This window comes from Mongoliibacter sp., from assembly GCF_007692705.1.
Taxonomy (GTDB): Bacteria; Bacteroidota; Bacteroidia; order Cytophagales; family Cyclobacteriaceae; genus Mongoliibacter.
Genome location: NZ_REBN01000109.1, coordinates 16,598 through 39,896, shown reverse-complemented (window position 1 = coordinate 39,896; position 23,299 = coordinate 16,598). Strand labels below are relative to the sequence as shown.

General features: G+C 37.0%; 22 protein-coding genes. 8 read left to right on the top strand and 14 right to left on the bottom strand.

Annotation, left to right across the window (positions count from 1 at the left end):
• Nucleotides 1–404, bottom strand: a 404-nt coding sequence (locus EA341_RS04735; protein ID WP_293011792.1) for a tetratricopeptide repeat protein, incomplete at its 3' end; no start/stop codon positions are given.
• A 16-nt stretch (nt 405–420) separates the two neighbouring features.
• Entirely contained in the window at nt 421–1,236 is an 816-nt protein-coding gene (locus tag EA341_RS04730; protein WP_293011790.1) for a 2,3,4,5-tetrahydropyridine-2,6-dicarboxylate N-succinyltransferase, read from the bottom strand.
• Nucleotides 1,237–1,301: 65 nt separating this feature from the next.
• On the opposite strand from EA341_RS04730, the gene EA341_RS04725 reads away from it, so the two are divergent.
• The gene (locus EA341_RS04725) at nt 1,302–2,396 is read left to right on the top strand and encodes a hypothetical protein (protein ID WP_293011788.1); all 1,095 of its coding nucleotides are present in this window, start codon (nt 1,302–1,304) and stop codon (nt 2,394–2,396) included.
• Nucleotides 2,397–2,978: 582 nt separating this feature from the next.
• The gene (locus EA341_RS04720) at nt 2,979–3,641 is read left to right on the top strand and encodes a metal-dependent transcriptional regulator (RefSeq protein WP_293011786.1); all 663 of its coding nucleotides are present in this window, start codon (nt 2,979–2,981) and stop codon (nt 3,639–3,641) included.
• A 33-nt stretch (nt 3,642–3,674) separates the two neighbouring features.
• Here the strand turns inward: EA341_RS04720 and EA341_RS04715 are convergent, their stop codons facing one another.
• The 7 genes from EA341_RS04715 to EA341_RS04685 all read right to left on the bottom strand — a co-directional run bounded on the left by EA341_RS04715 (nt 3,675) and on the right by EA341_RS04685 (nt 13,384).
• The gene (locus EA341_RS04715; RefSeq protein WP_293011784.1) at nt 3,675–5,048 is read right to left on the bottom strand and encodes an AGE family epimerase/isomerase; all 1,374 of its coding nucleotides are present in this window, start codon (nt 5,046–5,048) and stop codon (nt 3,675–3,677) included.
• A gap of 73 nt (nt 5,049–5,121) precedes the next feature.
• Entirely contained in the window at nt 5,122–6,723 is a 1,602-nt protein-coding gene (locus EA341_RS04710; RefSeq protein WP_293011782.1) for a GMC family oxidoreductase, read from the bottom strand.
• Nucleotides 6,724–6,838: 115 nt separating this feature from the next.
• Nucleotides 6,839–8,512, bottom strand: coding sequence for an AMP-binding protein (locus tag EA341_RS04705; RefSeq protein ID WP_293011781.1), 1,674 nt, complete (start codon nt 8,510–8,512; stop codon nt 6,839–6,841).
• A gap of 204 nt (nt 8,513–8,716) precedes the next feature.
• Entirely contained in the window at nt 8,717–9,877 is a 1,161-nt protein-coding gene (locus EA341_RS04700) for an acyl-CoA dehydrogenase family protein (RefSeq protein ID WP_293011779.1), read from the bottom strand.
• Between the two features lie 170 nt (nt 9,878–10,047).
• Nucleotides 10,048–11,565 (bottom strand): M20/M25/M40 family metallo-hydrolase, encoded by a 1,518-nt coding sequence (locus EA341_RS04695; protein WP_293011777.1) that lies wholly within the window; start codon nt 11,563–11,565, stop codon nt 10,048–10,050.
• A 330-nt stretch (nt 11,566–11,895) separates the two neighbouring features.
• Nucleotides 11,896–12,483 carry a DUF3244 domain-containing protein gene (locus tag EA341_RS04690; protein ID WP_293011775.1) on the bottom strand — a complete coding sequence of 196 codons (588 nt, stop codon included), beginning with the start codon at nt 12,481–12,483 and terminating at the stop codon, nt 11,896–11,898.
• Nucleotides 12,484–12,862: 379 nt separating this feature from the next.
• On the bottom strand, nt 12,863–13,384 hold the full coding sequence (locus EA341_RS04685; RefSeq protein WP_293011773.1) for a thioesterase family protein: 522 nt from the start codon (nt 13,382–13,384) through the stop codon (nt 12,863–12,865).
• Nucleotides 13,385–13,516: 132 nt separating this feature from the next.
• On the opposite strand from EA341_RS04685, the gene pxpA reads away from it, so the two are divergent.
• The 5 genes from pxpA (at nt 13,517) to EA341_RS04660 (ending at nt 18,071) form a co-directional block, all read left to right on the top strand.
• On the top strand, nt 13,517–14,233 hold the full coding sequence (gene pxpA / locus EA341_RS04680; protein ID WP_293011771.1) for a 5-oxoprolinase subunit PxpA: 717 nt from the start codon (nt 13,517–13,519) through the stop codon (nt 14,231–14,233).
• The gene (gene pxpB, locus EA341_RS04675) at nt 14,234–14,944 is read left to right on the top strand and encodes a 5-oxoprolinase subunit PxpB (protein ID WP_293011770.1); all 711 of its coding nucleotides are present in this window, start codon (nt 14,234–14,236) and stop codon (nt 14,942–14,944) included.
• On the top strand, nt 14,937–15,806 hold the full coding sequence (locus tag EA341_RS04670) for a biotin-dependent carboxyltransferase family protein (RefSeq protein WP_293011769.1): 870 nt from the start codon (nt 14,937–14,939) through the stop codon (nt 15,804–15,806). The genes pxpB and EA341_RS04670 overlap by 8 nt, the downstream gene beginning before the upstream one ends.
• Entirely contained in the window at nt 15,803–16,486 is a 684-nt protein-coding gene (locus tag EA341_RS04665; protein ID WP_293011768.1) for a CPBP family glutamic-type intramembrane protease, read from the top strand. Before EA341_RS04670 ends, EA341_RS04665 begins: the two co-directional genes overlap by 4 nt.
• Before the next feature lie 73 nt (nt 16,487–16,559).
• The gene (locus EA341_RS04660) at nt 16,560–18,071 is read left to right on the top strand and encodes a DUF4301 family protein (RefSeq protein ID WP_293011767.1); all 1,512 of its coding nucleotides are present in this window, start codon (nt 16,560–16,562) and stop codon (nt 18,069–18,071) included.
• A gap of 38 nt (nt 18,072–18,109) precedes the next feature.
• Here EA341_RS04660 and EA341_RS04655 read toward each other — a convergent pair whose 3' ends face one another.
• Nucleotides 18,110–19,024, bottom strand: a complete 915-nt coding sequence (locus EA341_RS04655; RefSeq protein WP_293011765.1) for a YafY family protein — start codon at nt 19,022–19,024, stop codon at nt 18,110–18,112.
• Nucleotides 19,025–19,087: 63 nt separating this feature from the next.
• On the opposite strand from EA341_RS04655, the gene EA341_RS04650 reads away from it, so the two are divergent.
• The gene (locus tag EA341_RS04650) at nt 19,088–20,650 is read left to right on the top strand and encodes a hypothetical protein (RefSeq protein WP_293011764.1); all 1,563 of its coding nucleotides are present in this window, start codon (nt 19,088–19,090) and stop codon (nt 20,648–20,650) included.
• A gap of 2 nt (nt 20,651–20,652) precedes the next feature.
• On the opposite strand, the gene EA341_RS04645 is transcribed toward EA341_RS04650, so the two are convergent.
• From EA341_RS04645 to EA341_RS04630, 4 genes are all read right to left on the bottom strand, one after another.
• Nucleotides 20,653–21,519 carry a DUF5777 family beta-barrel protein gene (locus EA341_RS04645; RefSeq protein WP_293011762.1) on the bottom strand — a complete coding sequence of 289 codons (867 nt, stop codon included), beginning with the start codon at nt 21,517–21,519 and terminating at the stop codon, nt 20,653–20,655.
• A 3-nt stretch (nt 21,520–21,522) separates the two neighbouring features.
• Nucleotides 21,523–22,071 carry a YceI family protein gene (locus tag EA341_RS04640; protein ID WP_293011761.1) on the bottom strand — a complete coding sequence of 183 codons (549 nt, stop codon included), beginning with the start codon at nt 22,069–22,071 and terminating at the stop codon, nt 21,523–21,525.
• Nucleotides 22,068–22,568 carry a Rieske (2Fe-2S) protein gene (locus EA341_RS04635; protein ID WP_293011759.1) on the bottom strand — a complete coding sequence of 167 codons (501 nt, stop codon included), beginning with the start codon at nt 22,566–22,568 and terminating at the stop codon, nt 22,068–22,070. The genes EA341_RS04640 and EA341_RS04635 overlap by 4 nt, the downstream gene beginning before the upstream one ends.
• A 176-nt stretch (nt 22,569–22,744) precedes the next feature.
• Nucleotides 22,745–23,284 (bottom strand): hypothetical protein, encoded by a 540-nt coding sequence (locus tag EA341_RS04630; protein ID WP_293011757.1) that lies wholly within the window; start codon nt 23,282–23,284, stop codon nt 22,745–22,747.
• Between the last annotated feature and the right edge of the window lie 15 nt (nt 23,285–23,299).

Sequence of the window (23,299 nt, the reverse complement as noted above, 5' to 3'; positions counted from 1 at the left end):
AGCTGATGTAATGCCCTGGCTTTCATGAAATATGCCATAGCAGGTGCTCCAGCTACTTCTACCGCATATTCAGCATACAGTAAAGCACTAGTGTGCTTTTTCTGTTTTTGATAAATATTTGAAAGACTTAACAAAACTTGCGTATTCTTAGCATCATGTGTTAATGCAGCCAGAAAATCTCTTTCTGCTTTATCATACTCTCCCAATTCTTCATGCGAACGACCCCTATTGTACAAAGCCTGTACATTTTTAGGTCTGTTTACCAAATAGGAATTGTACGCATTTATGGCTTCTTCATAATTTCCTGCAGCATAAAGCTGATCTCCTTTATTGGACTCTCCGGAAGAACAAGAAGCTAAGATTATGCTGATAAGGGCAACATATACCCATTTACTGAATTTCATTATTAATAAACTTTTTTTAAACTGCTACATTATTTTCTCTCAATGCGTCATTCAAAGAAGTTTTGAGATCTGTAGAAGCTTTTCTTTGTCCAATGATTAAAGCACAGGGTACTTGAAACTCTCCAGCAGGAAAATTTTTAGTAATTGAACCAGGGATTACCACTGAACGTGGCGGCACATAGCCTTTATATTCTTTGGGTTCTCTTCCTGTAACGTCTATAATCTTGGAACTTGCTGTCAATGTAACACCTGCCCCAATCACTGCTTCTTTGCCAATCCTCACTCCTTCCACGATAATAGCTCTTGAGCCAATAAACGCGCCTTCTTCAATGATAACGGGAGCTGCTTGTACAGGTTCCAAAACTCCTCCAATGCCGACTCCGCCGCTTAAATGGACATTTTTGCCAATTTGTGCACAAGAACCAACCGTAGCCCAGGTATCAACCATCGTGCCACTATCCACATAAGCGCCTATGTTGACGTATGATGGCATCATAACTACTCCGCTTGCTAAAAAGGCTCCATAGCGTGCCACAGCATGGGGTACAACTCTTACTCCTTGTTTGGCATAATTGGTCTTAAGTGCCATTTTATCATGAAACTCAAAAGGTCCTACCTCAATAGTATGCATTTTTTGGATTGGGAAGTAAAGGATTACTGCCTTCTTGACCCAGTCATTTACCTGCCATTCACCATTTTCCAATGGTTCTGCAACCCTAAGCTTTCCAATATCCAAGTCACTGATTACAGTCTTTATGGCAATTTGTACTTCCTTTTCTTTTAATAATTCCCTGTTTTCCCAGGCTTTTTCTATTATAGCTCTTAATTCCATATTTTTGGTTGATTCAATTCATTTTAAAATATACTATGCAGCCTGTCAAAATTGCCATTGCTTCTGTGCTTAAACCCCTCAAGGATTCAAGAAGCTACTACAAATTTGGGCTTTCGCTGCGTGAAACAAATAAATACCAGATAAACATCATAGGATTTTGTTCAAAAAAAGAAAGAGATGAAAAATCCATAAAATTCCACCCCCTTTTTTACAAAAATAGAAATTCAATTTCACGTTTTGCAGCTGGTTTCAGACTTTTAAAGCTTTTAATCAAAATCAAACCCAAAATTCTAATTGTAACGACTTATGAGCTCCTCCCATATGCTTTGTTAGGGAAGTTTTTGCTTAAATATAAAGTCATCTATGATATACAGGAAAACTATTCTCTAAACATAAAGTACAACAACGGTAAATATGGAATAGAAAAATCCTTCTTCGCAGGAATAGTAAAATTGATTGAATCAAGTTCAAGACCATTTATAGATCATTTTATTTTTGCTGAAAAATGTTATCCAAATGAATTCCATGCTATAAAGAATTTTACAATTTTTGAAAACAAATATCAAGGACCTATAACACAAGGTTCAAAACCCTTCAAGATTGAAGCTGATGCTATTCAGTTCCTTCTTTGCGGCACTCTGGCTGAAGTTTATGGTGGTATAGACGCTATTTTGTGGTTTGAAAACATTTTAAAAATTAATCCATACGCTCGTTTGAAAATTTTAGGACATGCGCCTCTTGAAGGTTTTAGGAACAAACTCAGGGATCTTGTAAGAGATAAACCATACATCCATGCATGTATTGAGGACAAGCCTTTAGATTATACCTTAATATTGGAAGCCTACAAAGCCGCAGACCTTATTTTGCTTCCCTATCACCAAATAAAAAGTATAAGCCCTAAAATACCCAGTAAGCTGTATGAATGCCTAGCACTAAATAAAGCATTTCTTTTTAGCCCTAACACCGCATGGAAATCATTGGCAGAAAAATATGGTGCAGGAATCGAAGTTGACTTTCAAAATCCAAATGATCATCAATCTGTTTTACAATTCATCAAGTCAAAAGTATTTTATGACAAGTTTACTGCGCAAGAAGCTCTTTGGGAAACTGAAAAGGAAAAGTTTCTAGATCTGATAGACAACCATATAACCTCTACTTAAAATAAAAGCGCAATATAGGCTGAGATATAAACTTAATCTCATTTTACTAAATCGTATGTAATTTTTTTTAGGTATTAATCCTAGTTATTGCCAATTCCCTATTTTTTATGAATACTCTTTTAAAAGAAATACAATCAATTTTTCCGGCTTCACCCTAATCAAAGGTTATCAAACTTTCTATTCAATGACACCTTTGATAACTTCTGAATTGCTCTTTTAAAACAAGCCAAAAAACCTTGTGAAATATCCGATTCATTTTTTTGAGGGAAAACAGACCATACAAAGCTTTATCAACATCCTGAAAAAAAGTTATCCACCAAACTGGTTATTTAGAAACCAATTATCTGATATTGGAAACTCAATTATTTTTGAAAAAATCTGACTTTATCTGTTTAACACGTTTTATAAGCAATTGTATTTCATTACAATAAGCCTTTTTTATGTCGATCCTAAATCATATTTTAGTCATACCTAATGTATGTATCACAATTAAAAAGGAGTTATCCACAGCTCTTTTAGTCTCTAGTAAACTATTTTTTAGCATCGTCTAAATTACTATCTTTGCATCAAAACATAAGACAGATGCTTGAACTCACCTATTCTGAAGAGAATTACCTAAAAGCCATTTTTCACCTTTCCGAAGAAGGAAAGAAGAGTGTATCCACAAATGATATTTCAGCTGAAATGAAAACCCGTCCCGCCTCAGTATCTGACATGCTGAGAAAATTGGGAGAAAAGGAAGTAATTGAATACAGGAAATATTATGGTGTTCATATTACTGAAGAGGGTAAAAAATTAGCATTGCAGACCATTCGGAAGCACAGACTTTGGGAAGTATTTTTAGTAGAAAAGCTCAACTTTTCCTGGGATGAGGTCCATGAAGTTGCTGACGAATTGGAACACATCAAGTCAAAAATTCTGATTCAAAGACTGGATGAGTACCTCGGTTTTCCCAAGTTTGATCCACACGGTGATCCTATCCCAGATGAATATGGAGATGTACGCTCAAGGCCACGCTTACCATTATCAGAGTTGGAGATCAATGCTACCGGTCAAATTGTAGCTGTGAAAGACAGCAGTGCAGCTTTTTTAAGGTATTTGGATAAAGTTGGTGCATATATAGGAGCTAGAATAAAAGTAATGGACAAAGTGGAATTTGATGGTTCCATAGAGATTCTGGTAGACAACAAAAAATCCATATTTATGTCGAAAGAAGTTGTCAATAATATTCTTATTATGCAATAATTGAAAATAAAACTGGGGATTAAAAACAGTTAATCAATCCTTGCCTACGTCCATATTTCTTAACATTTCTATACTGTGCTTGAAAGAACGCAATTGATGGTAATTACCTTTCCAAATATGTCCTTTATCAGCAGTTTTCATTTCAGGTTGTTTGTCCAAGCCACCAGGATACCAATCCCCGTGGACGTGATCTATTAGGTAGTTTTGGATATATTCCCATTGTTGCTGAAATTTTCCTAAATAGTCCATTTCATCATCTGGATAATAATTTGCCATCATCAGCAAAGCATTCATGCCTTCTGCCTGAGCCCACCAGTTTTTGGAATCTTTGATGACTTCCGGTTCATTTTCTCCCTTGAAATAATAACCCTCATCGTAGAATCCTCCATTTTCATCATCCCAACCATAAGTTAATGCATGATCAATCATCTTTTTCCCTTGATTCAAAGTAATTTCATCATCTCCCCAACCCAAGGCGTGGGCTGACTCCATCATAAGAAAAGCAGTCTCCACATCATGGCCATAGGACACGTGATCCAATTGACGATGATTCAAAATAGTTTCTCTACTTTCTTGCTGAAATGAAACCGGAGTCCAATCAGGCTTGAAAAATAATATAAGGTAGCCGTCCTCATGCGTAATGGTATCCCTGACCAAAAGCAACATTTCTTCAAGCCTCTTTTCAAGAATAAAGTCATCCCAGACCTTATACAGGGCTGTGAAAGCTTCTAGTAAGTGTATTGAAGAATTTTGATCTTTATACCCCAAGTCTGAGCCAGAAGGAGTATCATCTTTTCTATTGATTGGTTCTCCACTCTGGCTCAAGTGTTGAAAATATCCGCCATGTACAGGGTCATAACTGTTTTCATCCAACCATTGAAAGGCCTGAATAGCGAGATCTAACGCTGCTGAGTCTCCACTTACCTCAAAATAAGTAGCCAAAGCATAAATGCCAAAACTGTTGCCATACGCCGTTTTCATACTTTCGTTTTCCAACAACGGCCTTCCCGATCTATTCACCATTTGAAAAAATCCGCCATTTAACGGATCCCACATATGATTTTTCAGGAATTCGAACCCTAACTTTGCACCTTTTGAATAATATTCAACTTCTGGATAAACCTGCATTGCAACAGCACTAGACCATAAGTGTCTTGCCTGTGTGACGATAAATTTATCATGACTGCCCTCAATCAGATTAAATTGATAATCAAAATTACTGAAATAGCCACCTGAATCAAAGTCAAATGAAATAGGATACCAAGTTGCGAGCAAATTATCCTCCATTGATTTTTCTAATGACCTTGCTGTCAGTTCGTGCCCATAAAGATCTTGATCAAGAATATCCGGTCTACCACACGTACATAGTAAAAACAACAAAAAAGAATACTTCAGGTAAAATTTCATAAAACTTAAATATAGGTCAAAACAAACTTGAATAGATTTCAAGCTTTTAATTAAATCTGGTTCAAAATAAATTTTATTGACTAAGGATCAAATCAGAAGCCTTTTCCCCAATCATGATGCAAGCAGCATTGGTGTTCCCGGAAATAATTTTGGGCATGATTGAAGCGTCTGCTATCCGTAGATTTTGTATGCCATAAACCTTTAAATCCGAGTCAACCACTGACATCTCATCGTTACCCATCTTACAAGTACCAACCGGATGATATAAAGTTTCTAAGGTTTTTTGTATGTGAGCTTCTATTCCTTCACGTTCAAATGAACTCGGAATTAATGCCTCTCCTTTTCGGAATTGCTTTAAGGATTCTTGTCCCATTACTTCTTTCGCTTTCGCTAATCCTTTTATCAAAAGATTTAAGTCTTCTTTCTCAGAAAGTAGATTAGGCTGTATCAAAGGAGCAGAAAACGGATCATCATCTTTCAATCCGATGAACCCCCTACTTTTGGGGTGTAATAAAATGACCATGATACTAAAGCCACTATCTTTTGGAAAGGTGTGGATATCATAGATATCAGTACTATAATCTTCTTTAACGGTTGATACTGCAAAGTGAAACTGAATATCTGGTTTACTCTCATTTCCATTCAAATTAAGAAAAGCATTAGCTGTAAGTGGACCGTTAGTAAGTGGACCGTTTTTGAAAAAAAGATATTTCAGAAGACTCGTGGTCATCGGGATCAGATTCAAGCCGTGATTATCTGTATTTACGGAAGACCATGTACTGACACCTGACCAAATATGATCTTGGAGGTTCTTGCCAACACCTGGTAAATTATGCTTGGTTTCAATACCAAAATTCTTGAGATAATCTGAATCACCTATACCGGATAACATCAAAATCTGCGGAGTTTTGATGGAGCCAGCAGATACAATAACCTCTTTATTAGCTAAATAATTGATATAATTTTTATTTAAATCTATAGTTTCAATACCTATAGCTATATTGTTATCAATCAGTATTTTAGATACATTTAATTTAGTTTTCACAATAAGGTTTTTTCTGTTCAATACAGGCTTTAAAAAAGCTGTCGCTGTGCTTTGTCTCTGTTGCTTGAATATGGTGTATTGGAGTAATGAAGCGCCTAATTGTTCTTTACCATTGTATTCAGGATTTACTGGAATTCCAGACCCCGCGCAGGCTTCGATAAAGTGCTTTCCCAAAAAATGAGGTTCATCTGCTAATTTAACATGCAAAGGGCCTTCCTCTCCATAATATGCCCCCTTAAAGTCATGGTTTTTTTCTGATCTTTTGAAGTAAGGTAAAAGATCTTTGTAAGACCAGCCCTTATTTCCCATTGCTGCCCACTCGTCATAATCTGCCGAATTTCCCCGTACATATGCCATGGCATTGGTACTGCTGCAGCCACCTAGCGTTTTTCCTCTTGGGATAAAAATTTTTCGACCTCCCACATGTTCTTGCGGTTCAGTCCAAAAAGCCCAATCTACTTCTGACCTATGCAGTTTGCTATAAGCTCCAGGAATCTTAATTTCATTTTTTGAATCCGGTCCACCAGCTTCAACCAATAAAACGGTATTTTCCGGATTTTCTGAAAGCCGGTTGGCAAGTACGCATCCTGCAGAACCTGCACCGATAATGATATAGTCAAAAGTATTCAAATTAGATTGGGGTTAAAGACTTAAAAATTTACTTGAAAAAATAATAAATAAAAAATGGATGTCAAAAAATTGACATCCATTCGATATTTCATTTTGGAAAATGATATTATACTTATCATTTCTTTTCATGCATCTCCTTGATTTTCCGCCTAAGAATTTTACCAACATTGGACTTTGGAAGCTCGTCTGTGAAGTACACCTCTCTTGGTACTTTATAATTGGTAAGTTCTTCCCTACAATGTGATATGATTTCTTCCGCTGTGACAGAACTGTCTTTTGGAACCACATACGCAACTACTTTTTCTGTGGATTTTTCATCAGGCATACCTATGACACCCGTTTCCAGTACTTTAGGATGTGAAGCAATCGCATTTTCTACCTCATTAGGATATACATTGAAACCTGAAACCAAAATCATCTCTTTTTTCCTGTCTACGATTTTTACAAAACCGTCTTCGTCAATTACAGCAATGTCTCCTGTTTTAAACCAATCTCCATCCATTACCTTTTCTGTTTCCTCAGGTCTATTCCAATACCCCTTCATCACCTGAGGACCTTTAATGCACAGTTCGCCCTTTTCTCCAACTGCAAGAACTTTTCCATCATCATCAATTACTTTTACATCAGTATTTGGAAGTGGAACTCCAATTGTTCCAATTCTTTCCGTGCCATCTATTGGGTTACAGACTGCAACTGGAGAGGTTTCTGTCAAGCCATAGCCTTCTGCCAAAGCGATTCCTGTTATCTTCTCCCATTTTTCAGCAGTAGCCTTTTGAACCGCCATCCCTCCTCCTACAGCAACTTTTAAACTACTGAAATCCAAATCTTTAAACCCTTCTGCATTCATCAATCCATTAAATAAAGTATTGACACCTGTAATAACGGTAAACTTATGCTTGCCCAGTTCTTTAATAAAACCAGGCATATCTCGTGGATTGGTGATCAAAACATTTTTTGCACCGATTTTAAACATAGCCAAGCAATTTACTGTCAATGCAAAAATATGGTAAAGCGGCAATGCTGTAATTACTACCTCTTCATTGTCCTTCAGTTTAGGTTTCATCCAAGCAGAAATCTGCTGCATATTAGCCACTATATTGGCATGTGTAAGTTCAGCGCCTTTGGATACTCCTGTAGTACCTCCTGTATATTGTAAAAATGCAGCGTCTTCCAAAGTCATCCATTCCCTGTTGAATCCGGTTTTGCTTCCTTTAGACAATGCAGATTTCCAGGTATGTGCCTTCGGAATACTGTAAGAAGGAACCATTTTTTTAACATACTTCACCACAAAATTGACAATCGTACCTTTCAATCCACCAAGCATATCTCCGAGACCTGTGGTGATAACGTGTTCAGCATGAATGTCATTCTGAATTTTTTCAAGGTTGCTTGCGAAATTTTCTACTATTACGATTGCCTTCGCGCCTGAATCATCAAATTGATGTTTCATTTCTTTTGCGGTATAGAGTGGATTCACATTTACCACAACCATCCCTGCTCTCAGTGTACCAAAAAGTGCTACCGGATACTGAAGGCAGTTCGGCATCTGAATGGCCACTTTATCACCTTTACTCATTTTTAATTCATGTTGGAGAAAAGAGGCAAAGTTTTGAGAGTAGGTATCCAATTCATTGAATGTCATAGATTTACCCATGCATTCATAGGCCACTGCATCACCAAATTTGCTTACACTTTCTTCAAAAAGATTGACTACTGAGCTGTAGGAAGTCACATCGACCTCTGCATCCACTGCTTTTGGATAATGTTTCAACCATGGGAAATCTTGCATATGTATTTGATATTTTGGGTTAAGACTAAATAATCCTTTTTACGATCAAATAAATATAAAGCAATAATGTTTGTTTCAAAAAAGAAAGGCAATTCTCCTGTAGAAAAAGTGCCTTTTTATACAATATATCATCTCTATTGAATCGCTGTCAAAAGAAAATCAAACATTAATCTTTGATTTTTTGCCAGATAAAAATATCAGAGCCTAATCCATAAGTAATTTTCGCGTGATCAGTTCCTTCATAATTTCATTGGTCCCTGCATAAATTCGCTGCACTCTTGCATCCGCAAAAGCCCGGGCTACAGGATACTCCCACATGTAACCATAACCGCCATGTAATTGTACACATTCATCTGAAACTTCACATTGAAGTTCGGTCAATAAGTATTTGGCAGAGGAAGCCATAGCAGAGTCTACTTTTTTGTCATTATGCAACAAAACCAATTGATCAGCATAAATCCTACCCTGTTCTAGTTTTGCACCCATTTCTGCCAATTTGAACCTGGTATTCTGAAATTCTGAAATGCTCTTGCCGAAAGCTCTTCTTTGCTTTACATAATCTATGGTAGATAAAAATGCGGATTCCCCCAATGCCAAAGCAGCCAAACCCACAATCAGTCTTTCCTGAGCCAACTCGGTCATCAGGTATTTGAATCCTTCTCCTACTTTTCCGAGTAAATTTTCTTTGGGAACTCTTACATCCTCAAAAAATAATTCACAAGTATCTTGTGCATGTAAGCCAACTTTTTCGAAAGGAACTCCCTTTGAAAAACCTTCCATATTTCTATCGACGATAAACAAACTGATTCCTTTAGCCCCTTTGCTCGGATCTGTTTTGGCTGCTACCACCACCAAGTCGCAAAGAAAACCATTGGTGATAAAAGTCTTAGAACCATTGATCAAATAATGGTCACCTTTATCTTCAGCGGTCGTTCTAATAGCCTGAAGATCAGAACCTGCACCTGGCTCGGTCATAGCTACTGCAGATATCATTTCACCTGATACCATGCCAGGGATGTACTTCTTTTTGGCTTCCTCAGTCCCGTAATGAAGGACATAAGGAAATACAATATCGCTATGTAAAGGGTAACCAATTGCTGGTCCAGAACAACCAGAAAGACCTAACTCTTCAATAAAAACCGCATTGTAACGAAAATCATTGATATTCATTCCACCATATTCCTCAGGAGCTTGAAGGCATAAAAATCCATTTTCACCTAATTTTTTCCATGATTCTCGGGAAACCATTTTGTTCTTTTCCCACTCAGCATTGTATGGAATAATCTCCTTTGCTATAAAATCTTTAATGGATTGGCGGAACATTTCATGCTCCTCATTGAAAATTGTCCTGACTACGGAATACATCTTATATTTGGGTTTATTTGATACAGAATTAAACTTAGGTCAATCTTATATTTTTATAAATTTTGATTCGAAATATACAAAATTAACTTCCCTATTCCAACATTTCTTTCGTAAACAAAAAAAAGAGACCAAATTGTTTTGGTCTCTTTTTTATCTATCATTTAGCGTAATTATTTCCAGGCTTTTCTTGGCAATTTCTCCTGTCTTTCTGAAGTATTATACACCATAGCTGCAACTATTACGGCGGCTTGGGTCATATCTGAAAACTGCATACGTTCATAAACATCCATATTGGTATGATATCCTTTACCATAATCAATGGGATCCTGGATAAACTGAAAACCTGGAACACCCACAGCATCAAAGGCAACATGATCTGTTGAACCAGTATTTCTTCTGGTAACCGTTTTAGCTCCCATTTCATGAAAAGGCTCAAACCATTTTTCAAAAACTGGGACCAACATGTCATTACCTTCCAAATATATACCTCTTATTTTTCCTGATCCATTATCAACATTATAGTATGCTGAAATTTTATCCCATTCTGCTTTCTTCTCTTTGGAAATCCTGTCTGCTACATACTTTTGAACGTAACCTCTTGACCCGAAAAGTCCCTGCTCTTCTTCTCCCCAAAGTGCTATTCTGATCGTTCTTTTTGGTTGATAATCCAATGCTTTGAGGATCCTTATCGCCTCCATCATCACAGCGACTCCAGCGGCGTTGTCATTTCCTCCAGTACCCGCATGCCAACTGTCTAAATGGGCTCCCAAAAGTACCAATTCAGGCTTTAAGTTTTTGTCAGTACCTGGTATCTCAGCCAGGACATTATAACCTTTGTAGTCATCATCCAACCATTCAACTTCAATTTCAGCTTCAATTTTTACTGTTTTCCCATTTTTCAACAAGCGGTAAATTCGTCCATGGTGCTCTGAGGCAATTTCCATTTCTGGTACAGTAGGGTTTTTATCAGTACTGAATGACCCTGCTCTTGTATGAAATACTGTTCCAAAACTTCCTCTTGTTCCTGTCAACCTCAATCCAACCTCTTCTTCCAATAAAAATTGAGTAAGTTTTTGGTCCAAAGCTCGCTGTGCCCTTAGCTGTGCTATCATCTCAGGAGTATATCTTCCGCCTCCCCCACCTATGCTGATGGTTTTTCTCTCTTCTAACTGCTCATCAGTTAACCTAAATGCTTCTGGCTCAAATGCAGGATTATGGTTGAAGTTTGTAGGAGTGATTACTACTTTCCCCTTAATTTGACCTCTGTATTTTTCAAAATCTTCTTCAGAGGTAATTTCAAGCAAAGTTACTTCAGCATCTATCAGTCCATTGGTTCCATCAGTCCAGGCTTTTGGGTAACCGATAACTTGTGCATAGTAAGGGTCTTTCATAGCGATGTAAGATTTTTTGACATCCCAACCTCTCCCAAATTCACCATAAGAATCTATACGCACATTGGATAATCCCCATTCCTTAAATTTCTCGGCTGTCCACTCTCTGGCATTTCTGAGATTGGTGGAACCTGATAATCTAGGTCCTAAATAATCTGTCAAATGAAAGGAAAGGTCCTGAATCTGGGAATTCCCTATACCTTCATTCTTAATTTTATGCATCATCTCCAGATTCACATCTTCTTGCGCTTGCACTAGGCTTCCGAAGCTAAAAATCACTGCAATAAGCAGATACATAGTTTTTCTATTCAATCCATTCATACTTTGAAAAGGGTTAATATTTACGAATGCCCAAAAATGTGAAAAAATATAAATAATACAGTTCCATTTATATAAATATGGTCAATTCATCATATAAATGTCTTGACATTAAGTTTTCATTTATGTCAATATTTTTGGGTTTTTAGTTGATATTATAATATCATTTAGACAAAGTCAATGAATTAATTAAATCACTTCAAAAATGAGGGATTTAGAATACTTTTTATAATTTATGAAAGACAAAAAAATCCCCTCAGGAAACTCCTGAAGGGGTTAATTGTGGTAGTTTATTAGGTTTGATTTAGTTCAAAAATAGAGGTTTTTCACCCTGCCTTGTTGATCTTTCACCTGTACGCTGATGTCCTCAGCCTTGATTTTATCAAGCTTATATACTTTTTCAAAAGCTTTGGGCTCGTCTATAAACTCTTTGTAAATGGTTTTTCCTTTCTGAGTTATGATTTTTACCTCCACCCCGGGTTCGTCTAACCCGATAACGGTAAGCTTAAAACCTTCATTATCCAGATTTTTTACATAAGCCATCAAAGGATAAGATATTGGTTCATCTTTGGTTTCTACTGTATAGACAGTATAATCAGCATTATTCTCCTTGATATTACTTTGAACTAAAACCTGATATTCTCCTACAGGAAGATTTGATAGGTCATAAGGTACCTTAATGTCATTTTTCACATTTACCTTTTGGCTATGAAGGGTTTTCCCGTCATGGTTCAAAATAGCGAGTTTGACTTTCCCCATACCCTCTTTAAGGTATACATTTACCTTGTTGTTTTTGGTCTTCACAGAAGACAAAGCAGCAGTGTTTTCATTTGAAGCGTTTGCAAAGCTGGCTAATCCTATAGTAGCGGCTAATGCGAGTGTGATGAATGTTTTCATAATTGTGTAGTATTTAAGTTGGTACTCTCCTATATCCATCTTCTGTTCCAGAAATTTTATGGCATACTAACACACCTCATTTCTGGATAATCAATATTTAAAAAATGTTAAGTTGTTAATTTCCAATAATTTAAAAAACCTAAAAGAAGTGTTCAAAAATGTATCAATATTGAAACAGGATATCCATAAAATGTTCGGGAAAGAGACAGTTTCATGCAGAATAGAGCTTAAATCCTTACAGGATTAGGTTACATATTTTTCGAACATTTACAAAAATTAATTTTCGAAAAAATTATTATACTTTTTACTCCATATATACACACAAAAAAACCTGTACGCTTGCGTACAGGTTTTGTCCTAAGTCGCTCAATCAGGAATTTTAATTCCCAAATTCCTTCAATTTATTCTTTAGCGATTTTACTCTTTGGGCAATGGAAATGGAAGTAACATCAAGATTTTCGGAAGTTGCTTTAAGAAAATCTAGAATGGCACCCTGATGATCTGTTGATACGCCCTCTTTAATGGTCACGTACCTCATGGTGGTCCATAAAACCGTTTTCAATTCCCGACCACTGTCATCAGTCATATAGTATTCCAACAAGACCGTATCGTGATTGTACCAAAGTAGCCGACTTTTGATCCTGACCCATTCTCCTACCCTTGCTGGTCGGACATAAGATATATTATGATTGAACACCACCCAAGCAGCATTGTACTTTTGGATCATGTCATACATTTCCACACCATAAAGTTTTGGAACCTGATCTTCTCTTGCATTGAAAAAATAATCAAAATACTTTGCGTTGTTGAGGTGTTGTAAGGGATCGCAGTCTTGAAAACGAATAACCATACGGCTTTCCGTTTCTTTGGGATAATGTTTTTCAGGATTAAATTCAAACATACTTGCATACAATGTTGAAATACAAATTTAAGCATTTAGGTAGGAAAGCTGGCATATCATGAGTTTTTACACCGAAAAAATCAATCAGGTTAATAATCAAGGAGAATTTTTATATAATTTAAGAGGGTGGAAATGCTAAAGAAACTGGATATTAATTGCGATTTGGGTGAGGGGCTGATCAATGATGAAGCCCTTATGCCATATTTGGACAGTTGCAACATAGCCTGTGGTGGACATGCCGGGAATCAAAAGTCAATTGTTCAAACAATACGCTCTGCGAATAACCACCAAGTTAAAATCGGAGCGCATCCTTCTTTTCCGGACAAATTGAACTTTGGAAGAAAGATTCTAGAAATGAAGGAAAAAGATTTGAAAGATACTTTGAAGGTGCAATTGGAACAATTTTTTGAAGCGGCAGAGAAAGAAAATACAAAAGTGAACCATATCAAACCTCATGGAGCATTGTACAACCTTGCTGCAAAAGATCAGGTCACAGCATCTTTGATTTTGGAATTGGTCAAGGATCATTTTTCAGGTACAATGATTTATTGTCCGCCAAATTCAACTGTTGAAAAGCTTTCATACAAATATAAAATACCGGTTTCTAGAGAAGTATTTGCGGACAGGACTTACCAAGATGATGGAAGCTTGACCAATAGAAGTTTATCAAATGCTGTACTTACTTCACCTGAAGCAGTACTTCAACATTTGAATTGGATTATTGAAAAAAACTGTATCAAATCAGTATCTGGTAAAACTATTCCTGTAAAGGCAGATACACTTTGCGTTCATGGAGACAATCCTTCCGCTTTATCGATTCTTCAGGCTATTAAAAAATCTTTTACCTAAATGGACATTAAGCTGAAACTCATCCAAAGTAGATTATTGGAAATTTCTTGGCCCAAGGAAATTTCTCCAAAGACTTTATCCGAAATGATTGAAGTGAAGCGATTCCTTGAAAAAGAATACACGGAGGGTATTAAAGAAATCCGGATGGGATATCATTGTCTTTCTTTGAAATTACAAATAGAAATCACCAAGGAAGAAGCAGAAGAGCTTTTAGAAGAAATTCAGGCAGTTAAGCTGGAAATACAAGTACCTACTTCAAAGCTTTGGACCATCCCTGTTTGTTATGACGGTGAATGGGGAATTGATCTCGAAAAAATCTCCAAGATTCATAACTTAAGTCCTGAAGAAATCATTAAAAGGCATCTGTCTCCTGAGTATCTGCTATATTTTTATGGTTTTTTACCTGGCTTTATGTACTTGGGAGGGTTGGATGAGACACTGAATACTCCACGAAAGTCCAACCCTGACAGAAGTGTTCCAGCCGGTAGTGTGGCAATCGGTGGCAAACAAACAGGCATATACCCCAGTGAAAGTCCTGGAGGATGGCACGTCTTGGGGAATTGTCCCATTTCCATCTTTGACATTAACCAAAATCCTCCGGTAAAGGCGCAGGTCAATGATAAGATAAAATTCAAAGCCATTGATTTGGATGAATACAAAGAGCTGAAAGCACTCAGTAAAGCAGGTAAATACCAATTGCAACATGATTAAGCTTCCATCATATATTCATTTTGTACAGCCTGGACTTATGACCAGTGTACAGGACTTGGGTCGGTTTGGCTTGGCTGAATATGGTATTCCTTATTCTGGTGCCATGGACCGATACGCTGTGGCACAAGTCAATTTTATTTTGAGAAACCCCAAAGATGCTGCGGTATTGGAAATGTCTGGAATAGGACCTGAAATGGTATTTGAACATGAAACAAGGATAGTTTTTGCTGGGGCAGATACTGAAGTTTACCTCAACCAAAAACCAGTCAAGTATGGACAAATAGTTGATATTAAGCCAGATGATCATGTCTTGGTAAAAAAAATCAAAAAAGGACAATGGGCCTATATGGGCATCCAGGGAGGTTTTGAGACTGAGACTGTGGCTGAAAGTAAAAGCTGGTTTGAAGGCATTACCCCTAGGACTAGAGTTCACAAGGGTGAAACTATTTGTTATTTATCAGAAGCAGAAAGATATTACCACCCTGTGGAAACTAAAGCAAAAATCCGTTCTGATTGGTTTAGAATCAGCAAAATCAAAGTATACCCCGGTCCTGAATGGGATCTTCTTCCCCAATTACTGCATAACAGGATCTTAAATAAGGCCTTCCGAATCTCTGACATGATCGATCGGATGGCTTATCAGTTGGAAGAAAAAATATCCCACGAATTAGACCCTATCCTTACTTCACCTGTATATCCAGGCACAGTACAGTTGACCCCGTCAGGCAAATTGATCGTTCTTATGCGGGATGGCCAAGTTACAGGAGGCTATCCAAGAATTTTACAGGTTGAAAATGCCTCCTTGAATGTTTTATCGCAAAAAACCCCAAAAGAAAAGATCACTTTTACATTAATTTCATGATTCAAATTTTTAAGGAGGAACTTGGCTATATCAAAAGCCTTCCAAAATCAGAATTCATTAAAAAATCAAAAGAAAAGCGCTGGATTAAACTTGCCATTGTACTCTTGATATGGATTCCTTTGGATATTGTGTTGGGATTTGGTTCATGGGAACTGGTAGCTTGGTCTTTTCCAATTTTAGAGGAGGCCGATATGGATATCATGGAAAATGGGCTCGCATTTGCTGTCTTTTCAGCAATACTATTTGCCCCATTGGCTGAGGAGTCCATGTTTCGTCTTTTCCTGAAGTTTTCAAGAGCACGGTGGAATATCTCCTTTCTTTTATTTGGCCTAGCAGCTTTTACCATATCCAAATATCTTGCTTTCACTTTATTGATCCTTTGGGTTATAATAGGCATCTGGTTTTACCACCGCTATTTCTATAGTAAATTTCTATTTAGATTTTTGAAGTATAAAAAATTTTGGTTCTGGCTAATGGTCTTGTTATTTGGCTTTACACATATAAGCAATTTCGATTTAGAGATTGTGCCTATTTACCTATATCCTTTGGCTGTTTTACCCCAACTTTTCGGAGGACTCATACTTGGTATCGTTAGGTTAAGGTTTGGATTTTGGTATGCGGTTTTTTTACATGCTTTTAACAATGCTGTTGCTTTACTATACATTTATTTTACAGCTTAATCATACAATTGGCTTTAATAAGCGCTAATCAATTTATATCTTAAGGTTTTTAAATTTACATAAACCAATAGCCATGAATACAGCTTTAATTCAGAAGATCAAGGATCAGGGAATGGATCCTGATATAGTCAATGAACAACTCAAACATTTTCGGGAAGGATTTCCCTTTTTACCAATAATCGAAGCAGCGACCATCGACAATGGGATAAAAGCAATGAAAAAGGAAGAACTAGAGAATTTTCTGGATACCTACCCTAAAAAAGCTGCTGAAAAAAAAGTGGTGAAATTTGTCCCTGCCAGTGGTGCAGCCTCCAGAATGTTCAAGGATTTGTTTGCTTTCCTTGAAGGAGACGGTGATATTTCTAAAAACTCCTTTGTCAAAAAATTTATCGATAACATTCAAAATTTTGCTTTCTATTCAGACCTCGACGAAAGTCTTCATAAAAATGGAAGCAGCATCAAAGAGGCTCTGGCTCAAAAGGATTATAAAAAAATTGTGAGTCATTTGCTAAATGAGGAGGGCTTAGGATATGGTCAGCTTCCGAAAGGACTACTTAAATTCCACCACTATGAAGACCACGATAGGACTCCAACCTACGAGCACTTTATTGAAGGTTATATGTACGCTTTAGGTGAAGGCAATACTGTACGATTACATTTTACTGTTTCCCCCGAGCATGAATCCAAATTCAAAGAAGAAGTGGCTGAGATACAGACCAAACTTGAAAAGCAATTTGGGATCAAATATGAAGTAAGCTACTCCCAACAAAAAAAGTCTACGGATACCATAGCAGTAACTATGGATAACGAGCCCTTTTTGGAAGAAGATGGCAGCATACTTTTTCGGCCGGCAGGACATGGTGCATTGTTAGAAAACCTGGATGAGATTGATGCGGATTTGATTTTTATCAAGAATATTGACAATGTTGTACCAGACCGCCTGAAGCCTACTACTAAGGAGTACAAAATTGCCATTGGAGGACTGTTACTGGAAATTCAGGAAGCTGTATTTGAGGCTTTAAAAGCTATGAAGACCTCGAAAGATCAAAAAAGTCTTTCACTAGCCGAAAAAGTATATGAGAAAAATTTAAGTGGAAAACTTCCCAGCAAATACACAGAGCTTCCATTTGATGAAAAAGCTGACTACTTATTTCAAAAACTGAATAGACCTCTACGTATCTGCGGTATGGTAAAAAATACAGGCGAACCTGGAGGAGGACCATTCTGGGTAAATGAAGATGATGCATCGGTGTCACTTCAAATTGCAGAAACTGCGCAAATTGATACCGATGATCCGGCACAAAAAGAAATTATGCATTCTTCCACTCACTTCAACCCGGTTGACTTGGTATGTGCGACAAAAGATTTCGAAGGAAATAAGTTTGAATTATTGAAGTTTCGGGATATCAGAACCGGTTTTATTACCGAAAAATCAAAAAGTGGTAGAGACTTGAAAGCTCTTGAGTTGCCGGGACTGTGGAATGGTTCAATGGCAGGATGGAATACGGTTTTTGTAGAAGTTCCTCTGATAACATTTAACCCGGTCAAAACAGTAAATGATCTTGTTAGGGATGAGCATCAATAAAAAATCCAAGAGCCGCTTTATGCGGCTCTTTCCTATAATTAAAAGAATTTTTGCTTTTCTAATTGTTCTCTCAAGTATTCTTTAAGCTCTTCTCCTTCAACAACTTCAACCTCTCCAGGTAAACCCAAAACGAACCTTGCCAACCCTGGCAATTGCGGTATCTCTCCCTCAAAAAAATAGTGCTTTCTATTCTTGAAATAAGTGTGTGGCTTTGCATCTGGAAATTCTTCTATCATCAATTGATAAGCCTTTTTACTCAATTTCAGTTTGATGGCAAATTGATTTTTACCTGAAAATCCAAATAATCCCGGTTCAAGTTTCTGGTGTAAGGACTGATGCTTCATAGGCTTGGAAGTAAGTTGTACCTCTCCTATTCTTTCTATTTTGAAAATCTTCATTTCCTTGCTCTCTACTTCTAAAGCATAAATGGCATCATAATTCTTGTTGAAAGAAACAGGCTCTATCAACCTATCCGATACCGAATCTGAACTCAGAGAATAATAATCCTTCAAGTAAACTTGGTTTCTGTCTTTTATCGCCCTGGACAACAAGTCTACAAATTTCCCTAATCTGGCATTGAACAGTTGGTTGACGCTCTGATTGAAATCCGATCGTATATTAATCTTTTTTAGAATGGAATCTTTGAGTAAGTTTCTATCTCCTGACTTACCCATAAGTTCATTGATCAGACCGATCTCTTCCTCATTAAAAGTTCCATAAGCGTACTCATCAGGACTGCCTACCTTTTCTACCAGCCTGAATTTGCTATGTTTTTTCTCAATTTCGAATCCCAAGGCTTCTAATAACTTAAAGTAACGATAAATCGTCCGGGAGTCTGTTTCTAGCGTTTCGGCCAGTTTGTGTACATTTTTACCAATATTGGATTTCAACAGGTTGATTAACTTAAAAACCCTGAGAATTTTCTGCTGTTCTATTGTATTTGCCTTTGCCATGGTATAGAATTGAAGCCAAAAGATAGTACATTTAGGTTTGAAGCTAATCATTATTGACACATAATGTCCCAAAAACAAATCTGGAAAGAATATCAATTTATAGGAGGGATCTTATTTCTTCTGCTTTATTGGTATTTCGGCTACGATGGGATTACTTTTTCCGATGATGTCACCTACCTGAAATTTGGACAAAGTCTTTGGTCGGGTGAAAAGTTTCCAGATGACAGTCATTTTGGTCATAGGTGGGGTGCGTTTGTTTTTTCCGGTCTACTCACTTTTCTGTTAGGATTTTCCGACAAAATCGGCTCTATCGCTTCTTTAGCTTTCGTTTTGGGAACTTTCTTATTGTTATATGCTCAATTAAACCACAAATCAGAAAAATATTGGTTTACTGTATTCTTCTGTACACAGGTCTATTTTCTTCATTTTGTTAACAAGGTCTATCCAGACCCGATATTGGCATTTTGGATTTGCTTGGTGCCTGTGGCTGCTACTTATAGAAGCAAATACCCCTTTTTAATGGCGCTTACGATTTCACTGGCTTTCATCATAGGATTTTCTACAAAAGAAATGATGGTATTTTTAATTCCCTTTCCAATAATTCTATTTATCCTGGATTGGAGAAATGGACAAAATCTTAAATACCACTTCTATTTTATAACATGCGCTGTTGCGGTACTCAGTATTTATTTTTCCTCCTATTACTTTATCACCGGTGAGTTTTTCAGCAGACTATCTTCCGTTAATGAGGGGCATTATATTTCAGAATTCACCTATGCCGATAAGGGTATTTCTACAATTGCCAAAAGGCTAACCTACTTACCTTTGGTCACTTTTGTAGAGAGATCTTACTGGATATGGTTAGTTATGGCAATTCCTGGCATTATAAAAGCCTTAAAAACCAAGCAAATGTTTTTTCTAGAGATGGCTTTGCTATTGATATGCCTATTTACAGGTTTTTGGTTTATGAGTTCTACATTGGAATTTTACAATCCAATTTACCTCAACCCTAGGCATTTGGTAATTTTGGTTCCTGTTTTAGCAGTAATGATCTCGTTTGGTTTTACAGAGTGGAAGACCTATAAGCTCTGGACATTTGCTCTACTTCTTCTAGGTGCATTGATTAGCTTGGCGGTTCTTGATTACAAAATGGCTCTTTATCTTATTGTATTTGCATCAGTATTTATATTCTGGCATAACAAAAAATTAATACAGTTAGTTATTCCAGTTTTGCTCTTGGGACCTGTCCTGATGAGCATTTACTACCAGAAGGAAAAGAAGAATTACAATCACTTCAAATCAACTTTAAATAACACAATATTAAAAACTGATATTCAGAAAAGTATAATAATAAATAACTTCGTATTTTTCAGCAAAAAAATAATCCTTGACCAGAATAATTTATCTTATTCAAACGTCAAGGATATTCAATCAGATGTCGAAATTGTTCTCAGTCAGGAAAAGGGTTTTAAACTTTTTATTTATAAATATTACCTACATGCTTATCCCGAAGAAGATCAATATTTACAAGATTTCAGAAAAGAGATTGAGAATAATGGCTACACTGAGAAAGTGCTTATGGAAGATAATTGGATTGTCATCAGCCAGTTCTCAAGAATAAATTGATTCTATTTTCTTCTACCTGTTGCAAATACCCTGTTCACATTAAAGCCCAAACGGAATTGTTCTCCTGGAATCCCATTACCACCAGCTAGTAGGTATTGGTCATTCAAGGCCTGAGAGGTTACAAAGTACATTTGAAAAACATGCCCTCCTGCTTCTAAGTCAATGCCAACACCTAAATTACTCCTTAAGTCAGAATTCAAATTTGGAATGTATTGGAGGGTAATGGATGATTTACCTGTAATTTTGTATTTACCGCTAAACCCAAGAGCCAGATAGAGATTTTGGTCTCCTTCAATCTGAAATATGGGTTGAGGACTATTAAAATAAGCCATCATAGGGCTGACTTGCAAACTGATTTTATCAGAGAATTTACGGGCAAGCATCAATTGTGCTGCGTAACTTGTCCTTTCCATGAAATCCGGATTTGCTTCGTTTAAAAATGAATAGTCAGATGTGTTCACTCCTGCTGTAGCCATCATAGACAAAGAAAAAGGCATTCTTCCATCCTGAGTCTGTTTGAGGAAATGGTACCGGCCATAGAGGTTGTATAACTTATCGGTACTTTGTCTTGCCGCACCGAGTGAAAATCTGTCATTGAATCCATACTCGAAAGTAATCTGTATATTGGCCCCATTGTCAAGACCATAAAGATTTCGAATGCCACCATCTAAAGTCCCGAAGGTATGCATAATGGCAAAATGAAGTGTTTTTTCATCCAAGGGCTCTACCGTAAATAAGTTGATGCTTCTTGGGGCATGGAAAATAAGGTCCACTTCCTGTGATGCTGTGGCTGGTTTACGCTCTAATTGAGCCTCTACAGAAAATACAATACTAAACAATATGAGTAAGGTAATTTTGAGGGTTTTCATAAATTACTTCTTTTTAAGTTCGGCCTTGATTGTTACGGTTTGTTCTTCTGATAATTCATAAAACATGACCTTAGGAATATCAATTTTATAATCACCAAGGAGTACTTTAAAATTAGCCTCAAGTTCTACCGTATTGTTATTTACTCTTTTTATAGTTCCCGGCACTTCAATTTTCCTTTCCACACCGTGAATGGTAAATTTCCCTGTGGCTGTCACCTTTCTGCTTTCTCCATTTTTAAGTTCAGGTCCTTCCGCAATTTTACCTGTAAATTCAGCATAAGGATATTTATTGGTTTCCAGGTAATTTTCCCTCATGTGTCTGTCCCTCAAGCCAATTCCTGTTTTGAGGGTGTTCAGATCAATATAAAAATCGAGTAAATTTTTATCAAGGTCTATCAGTCCGTTCAGCTGCTTAGATTCACCATTGAACTCATTCAATGACGCCTTGGAAAGAAAATTAACATATCCTGTCTCCGTGAAAAACTCCTGGCCGAAAGAAAATTGGCTTAGACAAAGCAAATAAGCCAGTAATATAATTCTAGGAAAACTCATGATACATTTACAGTTAGGGTACGTCCATCTACATTGGTTGGAAAGCTCCTAAGAGGTGTCAAAGCAGGACCCTGCAATACAGCCCCGTCATTGGCAAATCTTGATCCATGACAGCTACAGATGAATACATCATTATTAAAGGACCAGTTTCTGTCACAACCTGAATGTGTACAAACGGAGGTTAGCGCATTGAAATTTCCGCCACCTACATTCACTATCAACGCTCTCGCCTCAATTACAAGCGTCCAACCTCCTGTTCTGTCTAAAGCCTCTGCCCTATCCAAGTCAACTGTGATAATGTTATTTTCGAAGGAGATGGCACTTCCTCCATTTGCCGGTGGTGTACTGTCATCCAATCTTGGTTCTTCGTCTTCGGCGCAGGAAGTAAAGAATCCAATGCCAAACATCGACATGATCGCTAAAGATCCAGATTTTCTTAAGAAATCTCTCCTCTCTGAAGACAGATGTCCTGATTTAATTGTTGGGTTCGTTTTCATGGTGTTAGATACGATAAAGGGTATATGATTAGATTATTCATATCGAACACCCATCAAAAAATATTGTTTTGGGAGATGGTAAAAGAGTCAAAAATTTAAAAATCAATTACCAGGATAAATACTCAAAAGCTGGTTTCCCAAAGAGAAATCGTAAAAACATTGATTAAGAGAAAAAATTAAAAACTTCTCTTATTTAAAATCTCACTCAGTACAATTGCATCTTTCACTGACTCAGGATTTTTCAACATCGCCCTGTACTTATTGGACTTTTTGGGTTTGCTTATCTCTTCTACGGCTATGGAAGATTTCAAACCTTCAATTTCAGCATCCAACCTTACTTGTTCATCCAAAGTTTTGTGTCGTGGTTTTTCATCATCTGATACCTCTCCTTGAAATCTTCCAAAAGCTTTGGGCTGATCAATGGAAGGTCGTTGATAAGATGGTGTAGCTACTGGCTTTTCTATGGACCTATCTTGTCTCGTTGGTTTTTTCTCCAGAGTATCTCCCTGACCGGATTGGTCAAAATCACGCTCTCTTTCCTGTTGACCGTCACGGATTTCCTTTAGCAAGTCTTCAAAAGATGCCGGTCTTTTTGATTGACCCTCCTCTTTTTGTTCAGGAGCTGCCACATCATCAGGACCTTTGCCTTTTTTCAAAGCTGTGTAGATGAAATAAATAATGATGGCAATTATATATATAATGTTACCTGCGTCCATAACTTAAAATTTGAT